This is a genomic window from Paenibacillus sp. P4_A9, from assembly GCF_056402415.1.
In genome coordinates this window covers 19,773-45,944 of the sequence record NZ_JBFUHL010000043.1, presented here as the reverse complement: position 1 = coordinate 45,944, position 26,172 = coordinate 19,773, and the positions used below count along the sequence as shown (strand labels likewise).

General features: G+C 44.8%; 19 protein-coding genes. 5 read left to right on the top strand and 14 right to left on the bottom strand.

Annotation, left to right across the window (positions count from 1 at the left end; translation table 11 throughout):
• The coding region (locus tag AC1DVJ_RS22485) for an NAD-dependent epimerase/dehydratase family protein (RefSeq protein WP_477593490.1) at window positions 1–1,834 on the bottom strand (1,834 nt) is incomplete at its 3' end.
• 214 nt (window positions 1,835–2,048) lie between these two features.
• On the opposite strand from AC1DVJ_RS22485, the gene AC1DVJ_RS22480 reads away from it, so the two are divergent.
• Window positions 2,049–3,446 carry a DUF4832 domain-containing protein gene (locus tag AC1DVJ_RS22480; protein WP_477593488.1) on the top strand — a complete coding sequence of 466 codons (1,398 nt, stop codon included), beginning with the start codon at window positions 2,049–2,051 and terminating at the stop codon, window positions 3,444–3,446.
• Window positions 3,447–3,486: 40 nt separating this feature from the next.
• Here the strand turns inward: AC1DVJ_RS22480 and cls are convergent, their stop codons facing one another.
• From cls to glgB, 5 genes are all read right to left on the bottom strand, one after another.
• Window positions 3,487–4,941: a cardiolipin synthase gene (gene cls, locus AC1DVJ_RS22475; RefSeq protein WP_477593486.1), complete on the bottom strand. Its 1,455-nt coding sequence runs from the start codon at window positions 4,939–4,941 to the stop codon at window positions 3,487–3,489.
• A 118-nt stretch (window positions 4,942–5,059) separates the two neighbouring features.
• The gene (gene glgA, locus AC1DVJ_RS22470) at window positions 5,060–6,490 is read right to left on the bottom strand and encodes a glycogen synthase GlgA (RefSeq protein WP_477593484.1); all 1,431 of its coding nucleotides are present in this window, start codon (window positions 6,488–6,490) and stop codon (window positions 5,060–5,062) included.
• Window positions 6,491–6,514: 24 nt separating this feature from the next.
• Entirely contained in the window at window positions 6,515–7,624 is a 1,110-nt protein-coding gene (glgD, locus tag AC1DVJ_RS22465; RefSeq protein WP_477593482.1) for a glucose-1-phosphate adenylyltransferase subunit GlgD, read from the bottom strand.
• 6 nt (window positions 7,625–7,630) lie between these two features.
• Window positions 7,631–8,779 carry a glucose-1-phosphate adenylyltransferase gene (locus AC1DVJ_RS22460; RefSeq protein WP_477593480.1) on the bottom strand — a complete coding sequence of 383 codons (1,149 nt, stop codon included), beginning with the start codon at window positions 8,777–8,779 and terminating at the stop codon, window positions 7,631–7,633.
• Window positions 8,722–10,728, bottom strand: coding sequence for a 1,4-alpha-glucan branching protein GlgB (glgB, locus tag AC1DVJ_RS22455; RefSeq protein ID WP_477593478.1), 2,007 nt, complete (start codon window positions 10,726–10,728; stop codon window positions 8,722–8,724). Before glgB ends, AC1DVJ_RS22460 begins: the two co-directional genes overlap by 58 nt.
• A gap of 182 nt (window positions 10,729–10,910) precedes the next feature.
• Between glgB and AC1DVJ_RS22450 the strand changes: the two genes are divergently transcribed.
• From AC1DVJ_RS22450 to AC1DVJ_RS22440, 3 genes are all read left to right on the top strand, one after another.
• Window positions 10,911–12,032, top strand: a complete 1,122-nt coding sequence (locus AC1DVJ_RS22450) for a peptidylprolyl isomerase (protein WP_477593476.1) — start codon at window positions 10,911–10,913, stop codon at window positions 12,030–12,032.
• Between the two features lie 239 nt (window positions 12,033–12,271).
• On the top strand, window positions 12,272–13,138 hold the full coding sequence (locus tag AC1DVJ_RS22445) for a class I SAM-dependent methyltransferase (RefSeq protein ID WP_477593474.1): 867 nt from the start codon (window positions 12,272–12,274) through the stop codon (window positions 13,136–13,138).
• Between the two features lie 3 nt (window positions 13,139–13,141).
• Window positions 13,142–13,855 carry an RluA family pseudouridine synthase gene (locus tag AC1DVJ_RS22440; RefSeq protein WP_477593472.1) on the top strand — a complete coding sequence of 238 codons (714 nt, stop codon included), beginning with the start codon at window positions 13,142–13,144 and terminating at the stop codon, window positions 13,853–13,855.
• A 17-nt stretch (window positions 13,856–13,872) separates the two neighbouring features.
• Here AC1DVJ_RS22440 and AC1DVJ_RS22435 read toward each other — a convergent pair whose 3' ends face one another.
• On the bottom strand, window positions 13,873–14,277 hold the full coding sequence (locus AC1DVJ_RS22435; protein ID WP_477593494.1) for a MarR family winged helix-turn-helix transcriptional regulator: 405 nt from the start codon (window positions 14,275–14,277) through the stop codon (window positions 13,873–13,875).
• A gap of 331 nt (window positions 14,278–14,608) precedes the next feature.
• On the opposite strand from AC1DVJ_RS22435, the gene AC1DVJ_RS22430 reads away from it, so the two are divergent.
• The gene (locus tag AC1DVJ_RS22430) at window positions 14,609–14,776 is read left to right on the top strand and encodes a hypothetical protein (protein WP_477593470.1); all 168 of its coding nucleotides are present in this window, start codon (window positions 14,609–14,611) and stop codon (window positions 14,774–14,776) included.
• Here AC1DVJ_RS22430 and gyrA read toward each other — a convergent pair.
• The 7 genes from gyrA to AC1DVJ_RS22395 form a co-directional block, all read right to left on the bottom strand.
• Complete coding sequence (gene gyrA / locus AC1DVJ_RS22425) at window positions 14,767–17,208, bottom strand: DNA gyrase subunit A (RefSeq protein ID WP_477593468.1); 2,442 nt, start codon at window positions 17,206–17,208, stop codon at window positions 14,767–14,769. The genes AC1DVJ_RS22430 and gyrA overlap by 10 nt on opposite strands.
• A 24-nt stretch (window positions 17,209–17,232) precedes the next feature.
• On the bottom strand, window positions 17,233–19,206 hold the full coding sequence (parE, locus tag AC1DVJ_RS22420; RefSeq protein WP_477593466.1) for a DNA topoisomerase IV subunit B: 1,974 nt from the start codon (window positions 19,204–19,206) through the stop codon (window positions 17,233–17,235).
• Window positions 19,207–19,233: 27 nt separating this feature from the next.
• On the bottom strand, window positions 19,234–20,226 hold the full coding sequence (locus AC1DVJ_RS22415; RefSeq protein WP_477593492.1) for an ABC transporter permease subunit: 993 nt from the start codon (window positions 20,224–20,226) through the stop codon (window positions 19,234–19,236).
• A 15-nt stretch (window positions 20,227–20,241) separates the two neighbouring features.
• A complete protein-coding gene (locus tag AC1DVJ_RS22410) occupies window positions 20,242–21,201 on the bottom strand; it encodes an ABC transporter ATP-binding protein (RefSeq protein ID WP_477593463.1) in 960 nt (319 codons plus the stop codon).
• Window positions 21,202–21,215: 14 nt separating this feature from the next.
• A complete protein-coding gene (locus AC1DVJ_RS22405; RefSeq protein WP_477593461.1) occupies window positions 21,216–22,031 on the bottom strand; it encodes a GDSL-type esterase/lipase family protein in 816 nt (271 codons plus the stop codon).
• Window positions 22,032–22,264: 233 nt separating this feature from the next.
• The gene (locus tag AC1DVJ_RS22400; RefSeq protein ID WP_477593459.1) at window positions 22,265–24,112 is read right to left on the bottom strand and encodes an ABC transporter ATP-binding protein; all 1,848 of its coding nucleotides are present in this window, start codon (window positions 24,110–24,112) and stop codon (window positions 22,265–22,267) included.
• Entirely contained in the window at window positions 24,109–25,965 is a 1,857-nt protein-coding gene (locus AC1DVJ_RS22395) for an ABC transporter ATP-binding protein (RefSeq protein WP_477593457.1), read from the bottom strand. The genes AC1DVJ_RS22400 and AC1DVJ_RS22395 overlap by 4 nt, the downstream gene beginning before the upstream one ends.
• Window positions 25,966–26,172 lie beyond the last annotated feature (207 nt).

Here is a 26,172-nt window from a genome sequence, read left to right as displayed (position 1 = left end):
GAGCAGATGAGATTAAATCCACCATAATTTTGAATAGATTTTGGTGATATAATGTAAAATTCTCGAACTTCATCGTATAGACAGAAATGACAGCAACAACTTTACCTTGGTTAATGACAGGAGCAGCGAGGAGTGGAATGCCTCCTTCCAAACCTTTGTTAATAAAGAGTTTTTTCTCCTGAAGAATAGTTTGGATATAAGGGAAATCCTCCACCTTCATCGATTTGCCCACTTCGAATTGCTTACTGTTGGATTTTGCCAAAAGGCGAAGGTAACTGCCGTATTTATTTACCGTATAGATGCTGACTGCCTGCGATTTCATGACGGATTCCACGACACTAACGGTCGAAGTAAAGATTTTCTCTGGCTCCAGACTCTCCAACTCTTTAATAACGGAATAAATTTTACCAAAGCTATCTCCGTTATTCATAATTTGCTGCTGAAGCTCCTCTTTGACCTGTCGAGTCTCCTTAAACACCTCAGTTAAGAAATCGTGCTTCTCGGAAAGCGTATCCAGTTCCTGTCTCTTCGCTTCAAATAAAGTGTTTTTCCGCTCTACGGTATATCCGACGACTAACCCAATAAATATGTAAATGGCGATATGGAAGAAGAAGTCTGGGTCGTAAAAAAGGGAAAGCAATTCCCGGCCTGTATTGAGTTGATTGTCTATATAAAGTACGGTTGACATCCCGACAGCAAGCATGGATTGCCTATTGCCATAGAGAATGYCAAGTAAAATGATATATATAATTTTAATATCGAAAAAGTTTGATAAGCTGTCACCGATTTGCTGTCCGATCCATGCTGTTACTGCAAAAGCGAGTACATTCTCAGCATATGGCAACAGTGAACGAATGATTGGAATTAGTCTTGATGGTATATCTCGTTTCGTTTCTTTAACCCTAGTCTGCCTATGGGATAAATGCTTCTGAAAAAACCAATCATACGTCTTAGCAAGCCCCTGCTGGAACGTATATTTGTGCACCCAGTCTAACTCGTTCGAGATACGACTGTTGTCCAAACTGGAACGGTAGATATCACTTTGACGTTGATCTGCATGCACAAGCGACACCGATCCATGCATGCCTTCCAAAGTGCTAATCAACTCGTTAACTGAATTCTCCGTATTTGTGGACAAATTATAAACGCCACTCAGACTTGAATAGGACGAACGATAAATCGCGTCTGCCACATCTTCTACGTAGATGAAGTCTCTGCTTTGACCGCCATCTCCATAAACGACGAGTTCCTTTCCGTTCATCACTCTTTCCATAAATATGGAAATTACGCCACCTTCACCGACACTGCCTTGACGTGGACCATATACGTTAGAAAAACGGAAACAAAGTGTCTCCAGTCCATACATTTCCTTCCACTTGTTGCAATACGTTTCACCGATCCATTTATTAATGCCATAGGGAGAAATGGGATCACATGCCGCAGATTCAGATAGAGGGATTGCCTCATTGTTTCCATATACAGCAGCAGAAGATGCAAAAATAAACTTATGAACATTGTATTTCTGTGCTAAGGTTAGCATATTGGACAGTCCGAGAACATTGGATCTCGAATCAAGTAGCGGGTCTTCAACAGATATCTTCACATTCACTTGAGCCGCTAGATGAACGACAGTATCGAATCGGTTGCTGCGAAAGACCTCCTCACATTTCCGATCCTCCACAGATAAGATGTATCCCTTATGTTTAAAATCCACATTTTGCTTATTGCCGGTAGACAGATTATCAATAATGTAAACTTCATAGCCTTCTTTATAGAACCGTTCAGCGACAAAAGACCCAATAAATCCATATCCTCCTGTAATTAGCACTTTCATACCGATTTCCCCCAGGATAGATTTGATGTTCTTATAGTACTTATAGCATATTTTTTAGCAATTTCATAGTAATTTTCTACATATATTTAGCAATTAATAGTTCTTTAGAACTATTTTTATAATGAATTTCATTAATATTCCCAGGATTTGTATTGTAAAGACTTCCCCTGTCTGATACGATTTCAAAGATAGTTCATCAAGGGGGTAAATATCAATGAATTCTCCTCGTTTTCGCACGCTTATTGCAATCGTCCTAATTTTAGGACTTATCAGCTTTTTGGGTTACTGGAAGCTGCATGCAACTGATATAAACCGAGTTTCTTACTACTCAGTAGAAACGGATCAAGTTCTGAACAACMCCTATATGGGGTTTGTCATAGATGCAAGATATGATGAAGCCACGCAGCCCTTTCGGCTTGCTTATGCCAATTTGACATGGGCTGACCTGGAACCGGAAAAAGGGAAGTATGCATTTGATGCAATTGAAAAAAAATTTAAGTTTGCATTGTGGAAGTCAAAAGGGGTTTCACTTATTCTGCGAGTCATTCTTGATTATCCTCGAGAGAGTAAGCATATGGATATTCCAGACTGGTTGTATACAGAAATCGACGAAAAAGGTGACTGGTACGATATTAATTATGGGCAGGGATTCAGTCCTGACTACAGCAATCCTATACTAATCGAAAATCACGAACGTTTGATCCAAGCATTAGGAAACAGATATAATAACGATCCCCAAATCGCCTTTTTCGAGTTGGGGAGTATTGGGCATTGGGGCGAGTGGCATACCAAGAATGAAGGGGAYGCGCCCATCGCGTTTCCTAAAGAAGAAATTACCGATCAATATGTCAAACCGTATTTGCGTTATTTCGACCAAAAACGGCTGATGATGCGAAGACCACATGACATTGCATTGAACAATAATTTGGGGCTATTTAACGACGCTTTCGGGGACCGTAAGTCAACGATCGATGGATTCCTGAAATGGTATACCGATGGTTATAAGTCATGGTTAACTCAAAATGTTCAACCTGCCATGCCTGACTTCTGGAAGTCAGCGCCCAGCGGCGGCGAATTTACACCTGATGGCAACTATTTGAATAATGCTCATATTGAAGAAACCCTGCTGCAAACGAAGCTGACGCATGTCAGCTGGCTTGGTCCAAGCGCCCCCTCAGATGAACCTTTCGGCGGTCGTCTTCAACCGAATATCGACCGATTTCTGAAAACCATTGGATATCGTTTCGTAATTGCCAAGGAGTCCCATGAAAAGATTATTCGTGCAGGAAAATCTCTGCATGTCAAACTCAGCATAATCAACAGAGGTGTGGCACCATTTTATTTTGCTTGGCCTTTGGAACTTTCACTGTCCAATGAACAAGGCGATATCGTCACCCGTATGCGAACAAATTTGGATATTCGCGAATGGCTTCCAGGAGACATGGAGGTATCTGACACATTGCCTATACCGGCGAACCTCCCGCCTGGCACTTACAACGTCAACGCTGCGATACTCAACCCGCAAACCGGCAAACCAGAAGTAGACTTCGCGAATGACGGCAGGAGAAGTGACGGTCGTTATTCACTTGGAACTGTCCAAGTAATGGAATAGCAAATAAGCCCATGCTTTTGCATGGGTTTATTACCTATACTTATAAGATCGGTGAAATCAATTTCGAAATCGACTCCAGAAACCGGATTCGAAGCGACCGCTTCTCATATTCCTCCAGCGTCAACTCCATACACCCCTCCATATCCGCCCAGAAGGTGTTCTCCAGTTTCGTTGCCGTATCCTCATGAAATATCAGCGCATTCGTTTCGAAATTAAGCCGCAGGCTGCGAATATCGAAATTCGCTGTTCCCACAGAGGCCACTTTACCATCGACGATAATCGTTTTCGCATGCAGGAAACCGTAATCATACAGATAACATTTCACGCCTGCTCGGAGCAGCTCACCCACATAATACAAAGAAGCCCAATGCACGAATAGATGATCCGCTTTCTCTGGTATCATAATCCGCACATCAATCCCCGAAAGCGCAGCAATCCGCAAGGCATTCAACATACTTTCTTCAGGTATAAAATAAGGCGTTTGCAGCAATATGCGGCTCTTAGCCATATGAATCAGTTTGAGAAACGTATGCACAAAATGCGGCCAAGTCTCATTGGGACCACTAGCGACGATTTGCATCGGGACCTGTCCTTGTACGGTATCCTCCTTAATCGTTGGAAAATAACGAGCATCCACCTCCAACGCATCTGACGATGCTAGGTTCCAATCAAGAACAAACCGGGATTGCAACGCACGTACGACACTGCCTGTTAATCGAAGATGCGTATCCCGCCAATAGCCAAACTTTGGGTTTAAGCCTAGGTACTCATTACCAATATTAAATCCRCCTATATAGCCGATTTGACCGTCAATAATGACAAGCTTTCGATGATTTCGATAATTAACCCGATAATTAAGAAAAGGAATACGTGATGGAAAGAAGGCTGCTTTTTGTCCGCCTGCCTGTTCAAATTCCTTGAAAAATGAGTCCTTCAACTTACGCGAACCGATATCATCATACAAAAAGCGAACATCCACGCCCTGCTTCGCTTTTTGGGTGAGCACTTCCATAATGCGCTGACCCAGCGAATCATTCTTCACAATATAATATTGCATATGGATATGCTGCTCCGCTGCCTCGAGTCGGCTAATCAAATCATTAAACTTTTCGACCCCGTCCGTGAAAATATGTACGTCATTATCCTGCGACAGGAACGAATCATTCGTAGCTACATTCAAATAAATCAAATAGCGATACTCGGTTAGCATTGGATCGTTATAGGKAAAAGTTCCCTCCATGAGCTGCTGCCGCTGCTCGCCAATCACAGTCTGCATCCGTTCTAGCATACGCTTATTCCATTTATACAGTTTTCTGCGACTCAAATTTTGACCTAACATCACGTAGAGTAGGAAGCCGAGAATAGGAATGAACAACAGCACCATCAACCATGACCATGTTGCAGCCACATTACGACGCTCTAAGAACACCACGGTGAGCGCCAATAAAATATTGACGACGAATACCACGGTCAATACATGCGATAGCCAATCCACGCCCACAACCCACCAACTCCAAACCTCTAAAGTCTGCTGATCTTATTATACCTGAATTTTCTAAATAACGAAAAAGACCCCCTCATTCTTACGAATCAGGAGGCCAACTTCCTTAACCTTATGAGGTCATTTCAGTGTAAAGTGCGATATACTGCTGAGCAGATTTCCGCCAACTAAAGTCGCCTTTTTTCATATTCTGCTGAATCTTCTTCCAACTGTCACGATCATTCTTATAAAAGAAAACCGCGCGCCGGATGATATGCAGCATATCATGCGCGTTATAATGCGTGAAGGAGAAGCCTGTGCCTTCCCCTGTAAACTCATTATACGGCTGCACTGTATCCTTCAGACCGCCCGTTTCCCGTACAATTGGCACGGATCGATAGCGAAGTGCAATCAATTGCCCGATACCGCATGGCTCGAACTGGGATGGCATTAAGAAGAAATCCGAAGCGGCATAGAACTGATGAGCTAACGCTTCATCGAAGTATATGTGCGCTGACACTTTCGTGGGATGTGTTACCGCGGCGTTCCGAAACATTTGCTCATAGACAGGTTCGCCTGTTCCAAGTACAACAAGCTGTATGTCTAGCGCTAGAATCTCACGCAGCACGTGCTGAATCAGATCTAAACCCTTCTGCTGTACTAGGCGAGTCACTAGCACGATCATTGGAATGTCGGCATTCACAGGAAGTCCTAGACGCTCCTGAAGTGCCAACTTATTCTGCCCCTTCTTCGATAAGGAATCTCGATAATTCACAACCAGATTCTTGTCCGTCATAGGGTCGAAAACATCGTAATCAATCCCGTTCACGATGCCCGTTAATTGGTCTTTGCGGTGACGCAGCAGGCTGTCCAAAAACTCACCGTAAAACGACGTTTGAATTTCCTCTGCATACGTTTGACTTACCGTTGTAATCTGATCCGAATACAAAAGTCCACCCTTCAGAAAGCTAGCGCCGCCGTGAAGCTCTAACGCGGTTCCGGAGAAGTGATCGTCCGACAACCCGAACAAATCCTTGAACACCTGTTGGCCAAACACACCTTGGTATTTTAAGTTATGAACCGTCGTCATCGTCTTGATCTTGCTAAAGAAAGGCAAATGCTGATAATGCGCCTTCAGCAAAACAGGAATCATACCTGCTTGCCAATCGTGACAATGAATCACGTCCGGTTGGAAATCTAAGTAGGGCAGCGCCTCAATTACGCCTCGACAGAAGAAGCCGAATCGCTCAGCCTCATCCCCGTACCCATAGATCCCAGGCCGGTTGTAGTAAAACTCATTATCGACGAAATAAAAGGTAACCCCTTCATACACCAGCATATCAATCCCGATATATTGCTTTCGCCAACCCAGCTGCACTTCGAATGCCGTAACATGGGTCATCTCGTCCTTATATATAGCCTTGATATCGCCATATTTAGGCAAAATCACACGTACATCCAACCCCTGACGCGTCAGCTCCTTGGGCAAGGAGCCGATCACATCCGCTAATCCACCTGTCTTTATAAAAGGCACGGCCTCCGAAGCCGCGAACAGTATTTTCATCTTGCCACTCCTCTAAACCAGCAATTAGATTACTTTCGTTTTCGCTGCAATGAATGGTGCTTTATTGTCACCGGTTAACACTCGACCACGGCTAATGAAGACATCCTTATCCAGAATTGCATTCTCGATAATGACGTTTTCTTCAATCTCGCAGTTTTGAAGGATAATACTGTTTTTCACGTATGCCCCTTTGCGGATTTTTACGCCACGGAACAAGATACTGTTCTCCACTTTTCCTTCAATCTGACAACCATTCGCGATAAGCGCGTTTTTGGCTGCAGCGGAGTCCAAATATTTGGCAGGCGGCTCATCCTTAACCTTGGTATAAATGAGGTTCTTCTGGAAGAAGAGCTCGCGCCAAATCGCTGGATTCAGCAGCTGCATACTGTGCTTGTAGTAACCTTGGATCGAGTTCACAATACCCAAATGACCTTCAAACTTGTAGCCGTAGACACTAAGTTTATCAATGTTTTTCATAATGCCATCACGTACCAAATGATCATATCCTTGCGCTAGGCAGGATTCCACCATATCCAAGAGCAAAGCCTTGCTCATGATATACATTTCCATGGAGATGTTGTTCGTCCGCAAGCGGCCCGTGTGATCTTCCATCAATGTAACTTGACCGTTATCCTTCACCGCCATGCGACGGAATTTCCCATGAACTTCTTCATCCGTTTGTTTATAAATCACGGTAATATCAGCTTGCATATCTTCGTGGTAACGCACCGCATCGCGCAAATCTAGATTGCATACCATGTGACTGCGGGAAATAATCACGTACTCTTCTTTACCACGATAGAAATAGTCACGGTGGCTATAGAATTGATACAAATCGCCGCGGGAGATACCCGTCGGTTCATCGAGTACAGATGGAAGGACGAAAAGTCCGCCGCGTTTACGATCCAGATCCCACTCTTTGCCAGACCCAAGATGATCCATGAGCGAACGATACTTGTGTTGTGTGAATACAGCCACATTATCAATACCTGAATTCACCATATTGGATAGAGCAAAATCGATTAACCGATAGCGTCCACCGAAAGGCACAGATGCCGGGCAGCGGAAATAAGTCAGTTCCTCCAAATCATCCGGTTCATTGACTAAATTAATGACTCCCATCACATTTTTCATCTGACATCATCCCTTCTCTTTAGCGTTGCCTGTTACCCGTTCGTTACCGCCAATTAGTACAATTTCACCCTTGCCATCTACAACAGCACCATCTTCAACGACCGTATTTTCACCAATAATCGCTTTGATGATCGTTACGTTATTACCAATCTTGGCATTCGGCATGATGACGGAATCCTTAATTTGGCTGCCTTCGCCAACCTGTACACCGAAGAACAGAACAGAATGATCGATATCACCGAAAATCGCACAACCCTCATTAACTAGGGATCGTTTAATATTCGCTGTTGGTGCTACGTATTGAGCTGGTTGGTATGGATTCTGAGAATACACGCGCCAGTCTTTATCATTTAATTTAAGCTCGTTATTGTCGTCTAATAGGTCCATGTTGGCTTCCCATAGACTATCGATGGTACCAACATCTTTCCAATAGCCTTGGAACGGATAAGCAAACATTCTCGCTTCATCCTTCAGCATCATTGGAATGATATCTTTACCGAAATCTTTACTGGACTCCGGATTCGCCTCATCTTCGAGCAAATACGATTTCAATGCTTTCCAGTTAAAAATATAAATCCCCATCGAAGCCAAGTTGGAGTTCGCTTCCTTCGGCTTTTCAGCGAATTCCGTAATCTCCTGCTTCTCGTTGACACTCATGATGCCGAAGCGGCTCGTTTCTTCCCATTTCACTTCGATAACCGCGATCGTTGCGTCCGCTTTTTTCTCTTTGTGATAGGAAAGCATGAGGTCGTAATCCATTTTATAAATATGGTCACCCGAGATGACCAACACGTATTCTGGATCATATTGCTCGATAAAGCCTATATTGCGATAGATGGCATTTGCTGTACCTTTGTACCAATCGCCGCCTTTTTGCTCCATGAACGGTGGCAGCACCGTAACTCCGCCATATTTGCGGTCAAGATCCCATGAGCTTCCGATACCGATATACGTATTAAGTACTAGAGGCTGATATTGTGTTAAAACACCAACCGTATCAATCCCTGAATTCGTACAATTGCTGAGAGTAAAATCAATGATGCGATATTTGCCGCCAAAATGAACAGCTGGCTTAGCTAAATTGTTCGTCAGTACGCCTAATCTTCGCCCTTCTCCTCCAGCGAGGAGCATGGCAACACATTCTTTACTGCGCATATTTGATTTCCCCCTTCAACTTCTTCAATCTCTGATTGGAATTCACTCACACACTTGATATAGACAGCCGCAAGCGGCGGAATACATAGAGATAAACTATACGGATAACCGTGCATGGCACTTGCCCTACTTGTGATCGGCAGTGTATTTCCTTGTCCGGAACCGCCAAATTCAGTTGCATCACTATTAAAAACAACCTCGTACACGCCTAACTTTGGAACGCCGATTCGATAATCCGGATGAACAACAGGTGTGAAATTACACACGAGAATGAGTTCATCCTCCGGCAGATTCCCTTTTCGCAAATAAGTGACAACACTTTGGCTCTCGTCATGGGGGTTAATCCATGCAAAGCCTTCTGGATCATGATCCAGCTGCCACAGGGCTGGTTCTTTCAAATAAAACTGATTGAGCGACTTCACGTAATGGTGCATCTGCTCATGCTTCTCATAGCCATCCAATAAAAACCAATCAAGCTCCTCGAGATCCTTCCATTCGTCGAATTGACCGAATTCACTTCCCATGAAGAGCAGCTTTTTCCCTGGATGCCCCGACATGTAGCCATATAATACCCGCAGATTAGCAAATTTCTGCCAATAGTCTCCAGGCATCTTATGCAGGAGAGAACGCTTTCCATGCACAACCTCATCATGAGATAGGGGAAGTACATAATTTTCGCTCCATGCATACATGAACGAGAAAGTGATTAGCTTGTGATTATATCTTCGGTGGATGGGATCCAGCTTCATATACTTCAGCATATCGTTCATCCAGCCCATATTCCACTTGTAGTTAAACCCAAGTCCGCCCTCGTGTACGGGAGCCGTCACCAAAGGCCAATCGGAGGAATCTTCCGCCATCATTAACGCATCCGGGAAATAGGAGAAAACGACTTGATTCAGCTTGCGAATAAACGCAACCGCCTCTAAATTCTCATCGCCTCCATGTTCATTTTGGATAGGCGCCTCATCCCATCTGCCGAAATTCAGATGCAGCATGGAAGCCACAGCGTCCACTCTTATACCATCCATATGATACATGTCCATCCAGAATACGGCATTTGAAATTAAGAAGCTCTGAACCTCCGGCCTGCCAAAGTCAAAGGTTAATGTCCCCCACTCCAGCTTTTCCGCTTTGCGAGGATCCTCATATTCATACAAGGGCTTGCCATCAAACATGCGGAGTCCATGACTATCCTTACAGAAATGGCCTGGAACCCAGTCCATAATGACCCCGATCCCCTTTTGATGACAGGCATCAACGAATCGCATGAAATCCTTAGGCGCACCATGACGGCTTGTAACGGAATAGTAACCTGTTGCTTGATAACCCCAAGAGCGATCAAAGGGGTGCTCGGCCAGCGGCATAACTTCGATATGGGTATAACCCATTTCGACCGCATAATCCACCAATTCACTCGTTAATTGCTCGTACGTGTACTGCTCTTCACTCAGTCGGTCTTTTTTACGCCAAGTGCCTGTATGCACCTCGTAAATGGACAGCGGCTTGTTATAAGTTGGTACCTCTTTCTTCTTCTGTTGCCAGTCTTGATCCTGCCAGTCGTACCCACCCAAATCAACAACCCGGGAAGCTGTACCAGGCCTTAATTCGGAATAGAAAGCATAGGGATCAGCTTTAAGTAAGATCTGTCCAGTTTGGCTATGAATTTCGTACTTGTAATAGTCGCCTTCACGTGCTTCCGGGATGAAGATCATCCAGAGGCCTAACGAACTAATCTTCTCCATACTGTGCTCGCCGGATTGCCACTCGTTGAAATCTCCAAGTACATTCACGTTTCTTGCATGAGGTGCCCATACGGCGAATCGAACACCTTCATGCCCTTTTTCATTGCTAACATGTGCCCCTAAGATACGATAACTGTGGAAAAGGGATCCTTCATGAAGCAGAAACAAATCCTCGGAGCTGGGTATACCAACATTTGCTCCCACATTATCCCTCCCCTATTTCAACATTTTTTTCATTTAAGCTGCGTGTTGCAAGATTTCTCTACTTGTATAAATACAACAAACATGTAATGAATTCCTTCAATTTCCACATGAGAAAAAAAGGAAATGTATGAACCTTTGGTGAATTATTGGGAGGACAAGATACGAAAGGTGGATCCATCATAATGAAAGACAAAGTAAAAGGACTTATTCTAGGATTAACCATTGGTTCCGTATTAAGTGGAACCGTAGCTTTTGCAGCAGGAACTCAAATCGAGGTGGCTTTCCGTAATCTGACTTATATGTTTGATGGTGTCGAAAAAGCCCCCATTGATGGCAAAGGGTTTATTTATGAAGGCACAACCTATGTACCGCTACGATTCATGAGCGACTCCCTTGGCAAGAAAGTGGCGTTTGATGAGGCAACTAGTACCATTTGGGTCGGAAATAATCCAAATCAAGTCGTTGCTGCATACAATGGCGGGACTGTAACGAAGGGTGAATTCGATGCGTTCTTTGGCCTCAAAGCACTGTTCAATAATGCTCATGCAGCCTCCAAAGATAATGTTGACTATCAGACAAGTGTACTTAAGGAATTAATTGCAAACCGCATTCTTTATAGCCGCGCTTCTGAGGCAGATCAAGAAGCTGCCAAGAAAAGTGCCGCTGCACTAGTTGCGACTTGGAAGCAACAATTTGGCGAAGATAAATTTAAAGCCGACTTGAAAAACGTGAATGCCACAGAAATGGCTATCCAATATTATCTTGTTGGCAGTATGACTGGTATAAACTATGTGAAATCTAGTATTACGGATGCTCAGTTAAAGGCCAACTATGAGGCAACACTAGCAGCGAATAAAGATGCGTTTACAATTGCATCTGTGCGTCATATTTTGATCGGACTTACAGACACAGAGGGTAAAGCCGTTCGCACAAAAGAAGAAGCACTTACACTTGCCCAAGACGTTCAACTGAAGCTCAAAAATGGCGGAGACTTTACTGCGCTAGCCAAACAATATTCCACCGATCCAGGTTCTAAAGATGCAGGCGGACTTTATGCAGATGCGGATGTTAGTCTGTGGGTTGAAGGCTTTAAAAATGCGGCTATCTCACAACCTGTTGGAGCTATTGGTGATCCCGTTGAAACAGAGTTTGGCTATCATGTGATTAAAGTGGAATCGCGCTCTGTTAAACCTCTTGAAGCGGTGAAAGAGACACTTCGTGCAACACTTGAACAAGCGCAATATCAACAATTTACCGAAAAAGAACTACCTAGTTTGATTGAAAACATCGATTTAGGTCAATAAATGAGGGTTCAAAAAGTCGGATTTTCAGCACCGAGAAGGTTGCGAGAACCTGAAGAAGGTGGAGCGGAGTGTAGGCAAAACCTACATGAGCACCTGCCTTCGAAGGTGAACGTAAGATTCGATGTCGAATAGACTTCTTGGCTTGCTTCGTGATCAAATGACGACTTTTTGAACAACCTATATAAATGGTGTACAATGGATGTTTAGTTAAGTTTATTAGTTGAAGGATGGATTACAGCATGTTTTATGCAAAAGATTGGGTCGATTATGAGCTGCTTGATACAGGCGGCGGCGAAAAGTTAGAGCGCTGGGGTACGATTGTGCTTCGCAGACCCGACCCGCAAATTATTTGGCCCTTACAGAAAGAAACACCAGCTTGGCGTCAAGCTGATGCTCATTATCACCGCAGCTCAAGCGGCGGCGGCCAATGGCAGCAGAACGCAGAGCTCCCTGAGCGCTGGACGATCACTTATGATCAGAAGCTGACCTTTTATATTAAGCCAACGAGCTTTAAGCATACGGGTCTCTTTCCTGAACAAGCGGTCAATTGGAAATGGATGATGGACAAGATTAAGGGTGCCGGTCGTCCCATTAAAGTTCTCAACCTTTTCGCTTACACGGGCGGCGCTACGCTTGCTTGCGCTCATGCAGGCGCTGAAGTGTGTCATGTGGATGCCTCTAAAGGGGTTGTCCAATGGGCGAAGGAGAATTTGCACCTGAGTGGCATGGGCTCCAGACCTGTTCGATTCATTACGGATGATGTTTTTAAATTCGTTCAGAGAGAACAGCGCCGCGGCAGCAAGTACGATGCGATTATTATGGATCCACCGTCCTATGGACGTGGACCTAACGGTGAAACTTGGAAATTGGAAGATGACCTCTTCCCTTTCATTCAGACTTGCCAATCCATTTTGACGGACAATCCATTGTTCTTGTTGATCAATTCGTATACGACAGGTATCTCGGCTACTGTGCTTCAGAACATTTTGACGATGGCGATGAAAGAAAAGCATGGCGGAACGATCTCCAGCGGTGAAATCGGCCTTCCGATCACGCATTCCGGTCTTATGCTCCCTTGCGGTATTCTGGGACGCTGGGAGGCGTAAGCGGTGGCGGGATTCAAAGATGGTAACGGCGCATCGCAAATACCGATTTTGTTCGAAGACAACCACATTCTTGTGGTTGAGAAGCCCGTCAACATGCCTACGCAGGAAGATGAGTCTCGTGATCTTGACTTGCTGAACGCCTTGAAGGCGGATCTCAAAGAGCGTTACAACAAGCCCGGTAACGTCTACCTTGGGCTTGTCCATCGCTTGGATCGACCCGTTGGCGGCGTCATGGTCTTCGCCAAAACGTCAAAAGCCGCGTCCCGATTATCGGACGCGGTACGAACAAGGCTGCTCGACAAGACATACGTCGCTGTCGTGCACGGTAAACCCTCACAGTCGGCCGCTACGCTGCGGCACTGGCTGTGGAAGGATACGCGGACGAATACCGTCAGCGTGGTCAAGGCAGGCCAGCAGGATGCCAAGGAGGCGGTGCTGGACTATAAGCTGCTCGGCAGCCAAGACGGGCTCAGCTTGATCCAGATCAAGCTGCACACCGGGCGGCCGCATCAGATCCGCGTGCAGCTGGCTGCCATTGGCTGCACGTTGTATGGGGACCAGCGTTACGGCAGCGCTGTGAACAAACCTGGGCAACAGCTTGCGCTGTGGGCAACGGCACTTGCCTTTGAGCATCCTGTGCTCAAAGAACAGATGCACTTCCGGTCGCTGCCTCCGGTGCAGCGGCCTTGGAACGAATTTACCATCCCCGAGCTTTGAGGGGATGCACTAATTCGCTAATTCGCAACCTTGCCCAATAAATAAATAAGCAATTTTTGATTATGAGCGGAAACGCGATTCAGGTACGAATCCAACAGTTCTTCACGGATTCCACGGCCTCTCTCGCATTCCGCTTTTCCTTTGTCCGTTACGTGGATCCAGACGATTCGACGATCCTTTTCGTCACGTACACGCGTAATCAACTCCGCTTTTTCCATCCGGTCTAATAAGGTTGTGACGGCAGCAGGTGTCGTGGATAAGTATTCGATTAAATCCGAAGGCTTCATACGGTCGTGGACCAGGAGCAATTCAAGCACGTTCAACTGACCTTCCGTAATCGTAGGGGCTAAGCCTACCTCCATCTGATTTTTCAATTCCTTCGATAATTTTAGCCATAGCTTTCCGAATTCATCGGAATACATCCTCATCAACTCGCTTCCATTTTCACCTATTTACAGCAAGTATAGCACGCCTATTCGCTAGTTTAAAGATTAATGCCATTAATATTTTCTTACAAAAATTGCAAGTTAGTTGGACATGCTGTGGTTTGCTGAAACCTGGTGTCGAGCCCTCTCAAAGTTTGTCAACTCCTGTGTGGGATGACAGGCGAATCGACTCTTTTTAACATATTGCCCAGTGCCTACATATACTGATCGAAGGTGTCATGCACCCTTGTAGACAACAGCGAGTCCCTTTACTTTCGAGGAAACTTGACGTTCAAGTCTGTTAACTTACATTCAAGGAGTGATTGGATTGGAAGATTGGAAACTGGAGCTAGGCCAAAAAGCGCTGGAAGCCGGCATACTGAAAGACCCACAGTGGCTTGATCGATTAGACGAACCGATGCCCCTGTGGGTCTTATTAGAGTTAGCTTTTGCACTAATTGAAAGACTGGATCCCCCAACGATTAGTTACGATTGAGGAAAGCGTAAAATCTCAACAATCGATTCTGTTTTACTCACTGAAATGAGTGACTTGCCTTGAGCTTTACGATCTTCCAATGGAGCTGTTTCTGTTGAGAACCGATGCTTCTCGCCAGTGCTCATCACAGCCGTAACCACGTAATCCATTTTCACGATTAATGTTCGGATTAAGGCTGAACCGTTAGGTCTGACACGCTTACCTTCCTTGAATTCGAAGGTAATAATACCCTTCCCGCCGCGACCTTGAATTGGATAATCCACAACGAGAGATCGCTTCGCATACCCGAGGTCCGAGATGACTAGCACTTCCCCTTCATCCCCATAAATCCACTCGGCAGACACGACTTCATCGTCTTCCTTGAGCTGGATGCCGCGCACACCAGCGGCCGCACGGCCCATCGGGTTTACTTCTTCCTCACGGAAACGGATGCTCATGCCATGCTTCGTGACGAGCAGAATTTCCTTCGTATTGTCACTCATATGAACATGCAGCACTTCATCTTGTTCACCAAGCTTACAAGCAACAATCGCGTTGGAACGGTTCGTCATGTACTCTTTGAGCTCTGTACGCTTGACTTGACCCTTCCGTGTAACGAACACGAGTGACTTCGTCGGATCTTCAAAGCCCTTTACTGGAATCACATTCACGATGCGATCTTCCTTCGCAATCGGGATGACATTCACAATGGCAGTACCGTTCTCTTTCCACTTGTACTCCGGCACTTGATGGACAGGCAATAAGTAATATTGTCCCTTCTTCGTGAAGATCAGCAAGCTCTCGATCGTGTTGACATCGAGCAAGAAGCGAAGATAATCGCCGTCCTTCATGCCTGTATTCTCAAGGTCTCCACCCGAACGCGTGTAAGAATTCTTACTTGTCCGCTTCAAGTAACCTTCGTTGGACAAGGTAACGAGCACATCTTCTGCGGTTACAAGGACTTCCAGATTTACTTTCAGTTCTTCAACCTCACCTTGAATCTCTGAGCGGCGATCAATGCCGTATTTCTTACGGATTTCGCCCATCTCATCTTTAATTACGCCTAGGAGCTTCTTCAAGCTGCCGAGAATCCCGCGCAAGTACGCGATCGTTTTCTCAACATCTTTCAATTCCTTCTCAAGCGTTGTTATTTCCAAATTTGTTAAACGGTATAATTGCAGGACGAGAATGGCATCAGCTTGTCGTTCCGAAAAATGAAACTTCTCTACGAGATTATTTTGTGCGTCCTGCCGATTTTTCGATGCTTTAATCGTAGCAATAACCTCATCCAAAATGTTCAGAGCTTTAACAAGCCCTTCTAGGACATGTGCCCGATCTTCCGCTTTCTCCAGCTCATATTGCGAGCGGAACGTCACGACCTCTTTCTGATGCTGAATATAAGCTTCAAGAATCTCGCGGATACCGAGCTGACGAGGCGCTTTATTCACAATCGCAACCATGTTGAAATTATAGGTAACTTGCAAATCGGTTTTCTTCAGTAAATAAGCCAAAATCCCTTGTGYATCCGCTTCCTTCTTGAGCTCGATAACGATACGAAGCCCATTCCGTCCACTCTCATCCCGTACTTCGGCAATACCCTCGATTTTTTTCTCCAGACGGATGTTCTCCATCGCAGTAACTAACCGGGATTTAACGACTTGATAGGGAATTTCCGTAATGACAATTTGTTGTCTGCCGCCGCGCATCTCTTCGATTGCGGTTTTGGAACGGACGTAAATACGGCCTTTGCCCGTACGATACGCATCACGAATGCCTTCTTCCCCCATGATGATACCTGAAGTTGGGAAATCTGGTCCTTTCACAATCTCCATCAATTCGTCGACGGTGATTTCAGGTTTATCGATCATGGCTGTACAAGCGTCAATGATTTCACGCAGATTATGAGGCGGAATTTCCGTCGCAAAGCCTGCAGAGATCCCRCTAACGCCGTTTACGAGCAAATTCGGATAACGTGCAGGTAATACAACCGGTTCTTTGGTTGAATTATCAAAGTTATCCTTGAACATCACGGTACGCTTCTCAATATCGCGCAGCAATTCCATTGCAATTTCAGATAAACGTGCTTCGGTGTAACGCATAGCTGCCGGTGGATCATCATCTAACGAACCCCAGTTACCATGCCCATCGACGAGGGTATGCCCCATTTTCCACGGCTGCGCCATACGGACCATACCATCATAAATGGACGCGTCTCCATGAGGATGATAATTACCCATAACATCCCCTACGGTTTTCGCTGATTTCCGATAAGGCTTATCCGGCGTGTTGCCAGAATCATACATCGCGTATAATACACGACGTTGAACAGGCTTCAAGCCGTCTCGAACATCGGGGATTGCGCGATCCTGAATAATATATTTGGAATACCGACCGAAGCGATCGCCAACGATCTCCTCCAGAAAGGCTGGTAAAAATTCTTCTATAATGCTCAACTTCTCGTCACCACTCTTTTTGGTCTACTCAACATATTCGGTAAAATCAACATTCTCGATGATCCATCTCTTGCGTGGATCTACTTTATCGCCCATCAATGTGGTCACACGTCGTTCTGCTTTGGCCGCATCTTCAATCTGCACCTGAAGCAGTGTTCGGCTTTCCGGATTCATCGTCGTTTCCCACAGCTGATCCGGATTCATCTCGCCAAGTCCTTTATAGCGTTGAAGCTCCGTATTCTTACCGAGTTCTTTGACCACAACCTGCAGTTGATCATCCGTCCAAGCGTATTTATGACCACCATTTTTACCTTTTCTCGTAACTTTATACAAGGGTGGCTGTGCAATATACACTTTACCAGCATCGATCAAAGGCTTCATGTAACGATAGAAGAAGGTTAACAGGAGTACCTGAATGTGCGCTCCGTCTGTATCCGCATCTGTCATTAGAATAATCTTGCCGTAATTCGTCTCGTCTGCTTCAAATTCGGAGCCAACGCCTGCACCTATCGCAGCGATAATGGCTTTATACTCTTCATTTTTCAAAATATCGAGCAGCTTCGCCTTCTCAGGATTCATCGGCTTGCCTTTTAGCGGCAGTATCGCTTGATGCTTCGAATCGCGCCCTTGCTTTGCAGACCCGCCAGCGGAATCACCTTCCACGATGAACAACTCATTCCGTTGCAAATCCTTGGATTGTGCAGGCGTAAGCTTACCATTCAGGTTCGAGCTCTCGCTCTTCCCTTTCTTGCCGCTGCGAATCTCTTCACGTGCTTTACGTGCTGCTTCTCTCGCTCTGGATGCTTGTACAGCCTTTTTCAGCATCATTTGAGCGATTTGCGGATTTTCTTCAAGGAAAACCGTCATTTTATCGGATACAACGGCGTCCACTGCACTACGTGCTATGGCACTTCCCAATTGGTCCTTGGTTTGGCCTACAAACTCGACATCGCCCATTTTGATATTGATAACGACCATCATACCTTCTCTGAGATCCGTTCCGTCGAGGTTTTTATCCTTTTCCTTGAGAATGCCCCCTTTACGGGCATATTCATTCATCACACGAGTATAAGCTGCTTTGAAACCCGTTTCATGTGTTCCGCCGCCGCGGGTAGGTATCGAGTTAACGAACGAAGCAATCGTCTCTGTATAGCCATCATTGTATTGCAACGCGACTTCAACTTCAATTTCATCCTTCTCAGAGGCAAAATGAATCACAGGATGCAGCACCGTCTTCTCTTCATTCAGGAAAGCCACAAACTGACTCGCTCCGCCTTCATACTGAAAAGAATCCACTTTATCGGTGCGATCGTCTTTCAGGTTAACTTGGAGTCCGGAATTCAGGAAAGCAATTTCTTGCAAACGCTCAGCAAGTGTATCGTAATTGATCGTTGTCCCGCCTTGAAACACACGTTTATCTGGTTTAAACGTAACTTTCGTACCTGTACGATTGGTATTACCGATAACCTCAAGTCCAGTAACCGGTTCACCAACATGCTCGATACCTTTATCATCTACCCAGTATTCAAAGCGCATCTTATGCACTTTGCTATCACGGTTAATCTCCACTTCTAACCACTCGGATAGTGCGTTAGTTACAGAAGCACCAACACCATGCAAGCCCCCGGATTTCTTATAGCCTGACCCACCGAATTTACCGCCTGCATGGAGAATCGTAAAGACGACTTGCGGCGTAGGAACACCAGTCTTATGCATACCAGTTGGAATTCCGCGGCCATTATCCTGAACGGTAACGGATTGATCTTTATGTATCGTGACATTAATTTTGGAACAATGCTTCGCCAGATGCTCATCGACTGCATTATCTACGATTTCCCAGATCAGATGATGAAGACCTGAGGAACTGGTACTGCCGATATACATCCCTGGTCTTTTACGAACAGCAACAAGCCCTTCCAGGACTTGAATATCATCTGCTTCGTAATCTGTCGTGGGTGTCGGGGCTTTCCCTTTCGCAAATTCTAGCTGCTCAGCCATTGGAGCCCTCCTTTATCTCTCTTATCTCTAATTTAAAATATCTTTGCGTGAAAAAACCGTAAACGATACGATTAGCGCCGCTAGCGTCCATACGCTTAAAACACTAAGCGAAAATGCTAAATCCATTCCTTGAATGGGTGGGATCCCTCCGGTCAAATACTTCGTCAGGTCCAAATTGACCATAAACAAATATTTGGCTGTTTCCCACGAGGAAACCATGTTCGAAAGAATAGTCCCTGATATTAATACGGCAAGCATGACCCCCATACCTGCTGCGGTTGATCGAATTAGTACAGAAAGCATGAGCGACATAATCGCTACGACAATGGCTGTGAACCATACTAAGCCGAATTCCATCAAGAGGAAGAACCATTGGTCCACGGCGCGCACTCGACTAAAATCGACATCTGCACCCGTCAACTGTATGCCTGTAAATATCGGCAAGTTCCATCCGTTATAGCCGAAAACAACGCCTGAAATCAAATAACAAATCAATCCCGTCGACAAAACAGTCAGTGAAGTGAAGAAGACAACGGTAATTAATTTACTCAATAGGATTTTCCAACGCCTGACCGGTCTTGTCAACAATAATTTAATAGTCCCCGTAGAATGCTCAGATGATACGATATCTGCTGAAATGACCATGATAATCAAAGGAATAAATAAACCCACGGCATTTTTCACAAATTCACGTGTAAATGTAACCGCATTCGGCGAGCTTGGATTCACATCTTTTTCGAGATAATAGTTAGCAATTTGAATTTGAACGCGAAGCTGCTGCTTCCACTCATCAGGTGTTCTAGCTGAACTCAGGCGTTTTTCCCAATCGGTAACCTTTTGCCGTTGATCAGCCTTCCAATCCGATGTACCAAATTGCTTCTGTGTATGTTGAGCAACTCGCATTTGAGCATAAGTGAACATGGGAATTAAAGCAAGAAGAATAAGTAGAATGACGTAAAACCGCTTTTTCTTAATCATTTTGATCATTTCATTTTTAACTAAAGCATATAGACCTGTCAATTCATTCACCTTCTCCTACTCTATTCGTTCCCCTTCGGTTAAACGCAAGAACAAATCTTCGAGTGTTGGATTTTTAATTTCTACCGCATACAGGCTAATTCCTTTTTCGATCAGGAGTTGACTCAACTTCGGAATATCCGCTTGATCCATTTGCGTTGAAATCTGCTTAACGGTTGTTGGTAAGTTTGTTAGGTTATCCGTCTCCATTGCGAGCGCTGAAATCACAAAATCTGATGATTGGAGTACTCGTTCCGCTTCTTCACCTGGTGAAACCGTCCATACAACTCTGCCGCCTTGAGCAATTAGCTCATCTACAGCACCTACTTGAATCACTTCGCCATGACTAATAATCGCGACACGATGACACATTTGCTGAAGTTCGCTAAGCAAGTGGCTGGAGACAAACAAACTAAGTCCATCCGCAGCTAACCGTTGAATAAACTCCCTCATTTCTTTAATTCCCTGAGGATCAAGTCCATTCGTGGGTTCGTCCAAAATCAGTAGGCTTGGTCGCCCTAGGAGTGCTTGCGCGATCCCTAAACGCTGGCGCATACCCAGAGAATAGGTGCGCACTTTATCATGGATCCGAACATCCATCGAGACAATTTCGACGACTTCCTGGATTCGCTTCTCATCCACATCGGGCAGCATGCGGGCAAAATGCTCGAGATTTTCCCAGCCTGTTAAGTAGGAATACAGTTCAGGATTTTCAACGATACAGCCCACTTTTCTCATCGCTTCGTCATGATCCTTATGAACATCAAATCCACAAATATGTATAGTCCCTTCCGTAGGACGTATTAAATCCACAAGCATGCGAATTGTTGTTGTTTTGCCTGAACCATTAGGGCCAAGGAAGCCAAAAATTTCACCCGCATAGACATCAAAAGAAATGCCTTTGATGATTTCTTTGTTTTTAATATTTTTTTTTAGATTATTGACAGATAGAACGATCTGAGGCGTTGCTATAGCCATCTTCCATGCCCTCCCTATTTTAAAATTTGGACAATCCGATCCGCGATTCGTTCATAACCATCTCCATTAGGATGGAAATGATCGGCAGAAGATAAATATTTGATCAAATTTTGCTCAAATAGGTCGTAGGTAGGAACGATGAGCATCTGTGGATATTGATTCGTGAGCTTAAAGACGCCGTTATTCCAGCGCTGCACCGTTAATGAGCCCTCTCTCGATGGGTCAAGATCTAGAAAAGGATGATATAAACCGATATATAATAGCGTTGCTTTCGGGTTCGCTTTGTTGATGGTTGAGATGATTTTCTCCATTTTGGCCAGTGCAGGGTCTACCCGCTTTTCTGCCGCCTCTGGATTAAATTCAGTTTGATTAGTTCCTTTAAAAAGCCCATCCCCTCCTGCAAAAATATCATTTCCACCGATGGTAAGCAAAATGATATCCGCTTGCGACAGCGCATCTTGCGTCTTTTTCTGCGCCAAATCTGTCAGAAGTTGATCGCTTTTATAGCCAGGAATCGCGAGATTATTCAATACAAAAACAGGCTTACCGCTTTCTTTTTCCAGCTTTTCGCGGACTCGTCCGACATAACCTTTTCCAGTATTGTCGCCTGTTCCAGCTGTGAGTGAATCTCCTAATGCTACGATTTGGAGCTTACTGGTGCTGTCGATGATGGATGGTTTCGTAGGTGCTGGAGTGGCGAGTTGCAATTCTCCAGATGCTTTAGGAAACCATATTTGATTCGCCGCGTAAGCAAAGCCAACAGCGAAAACAATCGTAGATATGGACGCGGTTAAACCAATGGCACCCCAGATGAAGCGAGATGATTTCAATGCTGTCCCCTCCTGCGAATCTTTGGCATATTTTCATTTTAAGATTATAGCTTCTCGCCAAATTTTGCAAACATTATGGAGATTAAGCGAGTTTAGCGGATGCGGCTAGATCTTTAGTCGCACCTAAGTGAGGTGCTTTAGGGGGATGGGAATACGCGAGTGCGGATGAATAAACGCAAAAGAAAAAGCTGCCCAACCACCATACGGCGACTGAACAGCTTTTTTCCTAGTTGCTATACGGCATCCTGCAAAAATTTATACTGGGCTTGGATCAAGCCATAGTAAATCTTTTGTTCCTTCATGAGCTCTTCATGATTGCCGATTTCCATCAYGCGCCCGTGATCGAGGACAACGATTTTATCAGCATTCCGAATCGTTGATAGGCGATGTGCTACGATAAAGGACGTACGGCCCGCCAGGAGTGTCTTAAGTGCCTCTTGGATTTTCAACTCCGTATCTGTGTCGATGCTTGCTGTCGCCTCATCTAGAATGAGCACACGCGGATTGGCGAGCAGCGCTCTAGCGAAGGAAATCAATTGGCGCTGCCCCATGGACAGGACATTACCGCGCTCTTGCACCTGTGTATCGTACCCATTTGGCAACAGTGCAATAAAATCATGCGCATGAACAGCCTTAGCCACTTGCTCGATCTCATCATCTGTAGCATCTAAACGTCCAAAGCGAATGTTATCACGAATCGTACCTGAGAATATAAATGTATCCTGGAGCACGACACCAATTTGTGAACGAAGGCTTTGAATCGTGACGCCATTAATGTTATGTCCGTCAATCTCGATGCTCCCCTGATTCGGATCATAGAAGCGACAAAGTAAATTCATGATCGTACTCTTCCCTGATCCTGTGTGACCAACTAGCGCAATGGATTGCCCCGCCGTCACGTCCAGGTTAATGCCATTCAGAGCAGGACGTCCTGGCTCATACTCGAAAACGAGATCCTTGAACTTCACATTCCCTTGTACATGAGGTAAATCCTTCGCACCTTCGATTTCAGCCACCGTCGGCTTCTCATCGATAAATTCAAAAATCCGCTCTGCCGAAGCCATCGCAATCAAAAGCTGCGAGTACATTTGCCCTAACCGGTTGATAGGCTCCCAGAAGTATCCAATGTATGTCGCGAATGCAACTAGCAAACCAACTGAGATTTCCTCGGTTTGAATCAAATGTGCGCCATACCAGAACAAAATACAATATCCGATCGCACCCGTAATTTCAATGATTGGACCGAACGATTGATTCAGCAATGAAGCTCGGTTCCAAGACAATCGATTGGTCATATTCATCTTCGTGAAAAAGTTAATGTTCTCTTTCTCTTGTGTATAGGCTTGAGTCACACGAATCCCTTGTATACACTCATTCAGATGCGCATTCAATCGGGACTGCTTCATTGTAACATCTTGCCATGCGCGGCGAATTTTGGTGCGAAGCTTCGTCGACACCATAAACATAATTGGAACCGTAACAATGATCGAAGCACCTAATTTAAAGTTAAACGATAACAAAATAATGATAATCCCCACTAATTGCACAACATCAATCAATAAGTTGACTACACCGTTCGTAAACAAATCTTGCAGCGAGTTGACATAGTTCGTTACACGAACGAGAACAGACCCCGCAGGTCTTGTATCAAAGAATCGAAAGGAGAGCTTCTGAATATGACTAAAGAGGTCATGACGCAGATCATAAATGACACGCTGCCCGATCATATTCGTATATTTGATACGAAATGTATTGGCTATCCATTGAATCAAATATACGCCGAGCATAATACCAACAATGAGTACTAGTAATTTCGAATCCTTAGGAATAATGGCATTGTCAATCGCTTTACTGATGAGAAGTGGAACTGTCAATTTCGTAATCGCGCCTAAAAACATCATGATAATGATAATAGGCAGCATTTGTTTACGATAAGGTTTCATGTAACTAAACAAGCGTTTTAATTGGCCCCAGTCAAAAGGTTTTTCGATCAGTTCATCATCTTGATAAACGAATCGATGCCCTGTTTGTGAATCTGGATTCGGTGAAGCTGCCTCAGCTTGATTTGATGGAGTACTCAATGTGCCAACCTTCTTTCTGGGTTAGAGGCAAGGAATATTGGTTTATCCTGTGAGTCTGAATCTGTAGCATCTGCAGAAGTCCCCTCTTCTCGGGCAACCGCAGCTTGGTTCTGTGCAGTTTGGTTTTGCGGTCCGTCCGCATATTGAATGTCATACGTTTGACGATATAAGCCATCTTGCTCTAAAAGCTCTTGATGGGTTCCTCTTTGAATAATTCGGCCTTTATCAAGCACAATGATTTCATCCGCATGCTTCAAGGAAGAGATCCGATGTGCGATGATGAACGTCGTACGGCCTTTCATAACTTCCCCGAATCCAGCTTGAATCTCATGCTCAGTTTCCATATCAACTGCACTCGTGGCATCGTCTAACACAAGAATTTTCGGATCTTTGATCAAGGCTCTAGCGATCGCAATCCGCTGTTTCTGCCCTCCTGAAAGCCCAAGTCCACGTTCACCGACAAGCGTTTCATAGCCTTCAGGAAGCTCCGAAATGAAGTCATGCGCTTTAGCAAGTTTAGCTGCACGGATAATCTCGTCCATCGTTACATCTTTGCGGCCATAAGCGATATTGTTGCGAATTGTAGATGAAAATAAGAATGTTTCTTGGAAAACCGTAGAAATTTGGCTGCGGTAGCTTTCAAGCTGCAAGGATCGAATGTCTTTACCATCCAGCATTACCTTGCCTTCTTTGACGTTATAAGCTCTCATTAGGAGAGAAATCACGGTTGTTTTGCCCGATCCTGTGCTTCCTAAGAGTCCAATAACGGAACCAGGAGGCGCATCCAATGTAAAATCATATAAGGCCGGTTGTTTTTCGGGATAAGCGAATGTCACATGATCGAATCGTACATGCCCGTCGACCTTGGTCAGCGCAGCGGCGTTTTCACTGTCTTTGACATGCATGTAATGATGAAGAACTTCAAGAATTTTTTCCCCAGATGCTTTGGTTTGCGTAAAGTTATTAATGTGAAAGCCTAGCCCCCACAACGGCCCGATTATGTACCAAATGAGACTAAAGCAGGCTACCAATTCACCTAGTGAAATCGTCCCGTTAATGACCATATAGCCGCCAGCCCCGAGTAAAATGACAACACTCAAGTTCGCTAGAATTTCCATAATCGGAAAATACTTCGCCCATATGCCTGACGATTCAATATTCATGGACTTATAATCTTCATTGCGCGCTGCAAACTTGGATACCTCATGCGGTTCGCGAGCAAAGGATTTAACCGTCCGTACACCTGTAATATTTTCTTGCACAGCCGTCGTCATCGTACTTAGGGACTGTCGTACCATCCGGAATGCAGGGTGGATTTTGCCCTCAAAGCGAACTGCCGTAAATGCCAGGAATGGCATCGAAATCATCGTAAGTAAGGCTAACTTCCAATTGATGGAGAACATCATGCCCATTCCAAAAACGAGCATCAACATGACATTCAGGAGTTGAGCAAAGCCGAAGCCAATAAATTGGCGAATCGCTTCCAAATCGGCTGTCAACCTGGACATCAAGTCTCCAGTTCTTGCTTGATCGTAGTACTGGAACGACAGATATTGCAATCTGTTGTAGAGTGCATTCCGTAAATGGTAAGCAACACGGTTTCCTAAGCGACCCCCGCATAAACCATGCAAAAACTGGAACATCCCTTTAGTAGATACAACAACTACAACGATGAGTGCCAGTCGCGGCACAAGGTCAAATTGCTTCTTGGTGATGACTTCGTCAATCAAATACCGAAGTAAATTGGGATACACCAAGCCGAGCGCGGTAGCGATTGCAAGACATGCAATGGCTCCAAATAACAGTTTTTTCTCTGGCCAAAAATATGGCTTCAGTTGCCTGAATACATCCACTTTGGGCCCTCCTTAAAAGGATAGATTTGAAACGCTTAATGTTTGTGAACACTTTATGAATCTTAACACCATCACTATATGTGAGCAATTCGAGGATACTCGGATTTAAACGCTTAAAGAGGCATAAATTCACAAAAACGTGTAGTAATCCCCCCTATTCTTTTAAATCATCGGGATAACCGCCAATGAAAGCCTTTACATGAGCAT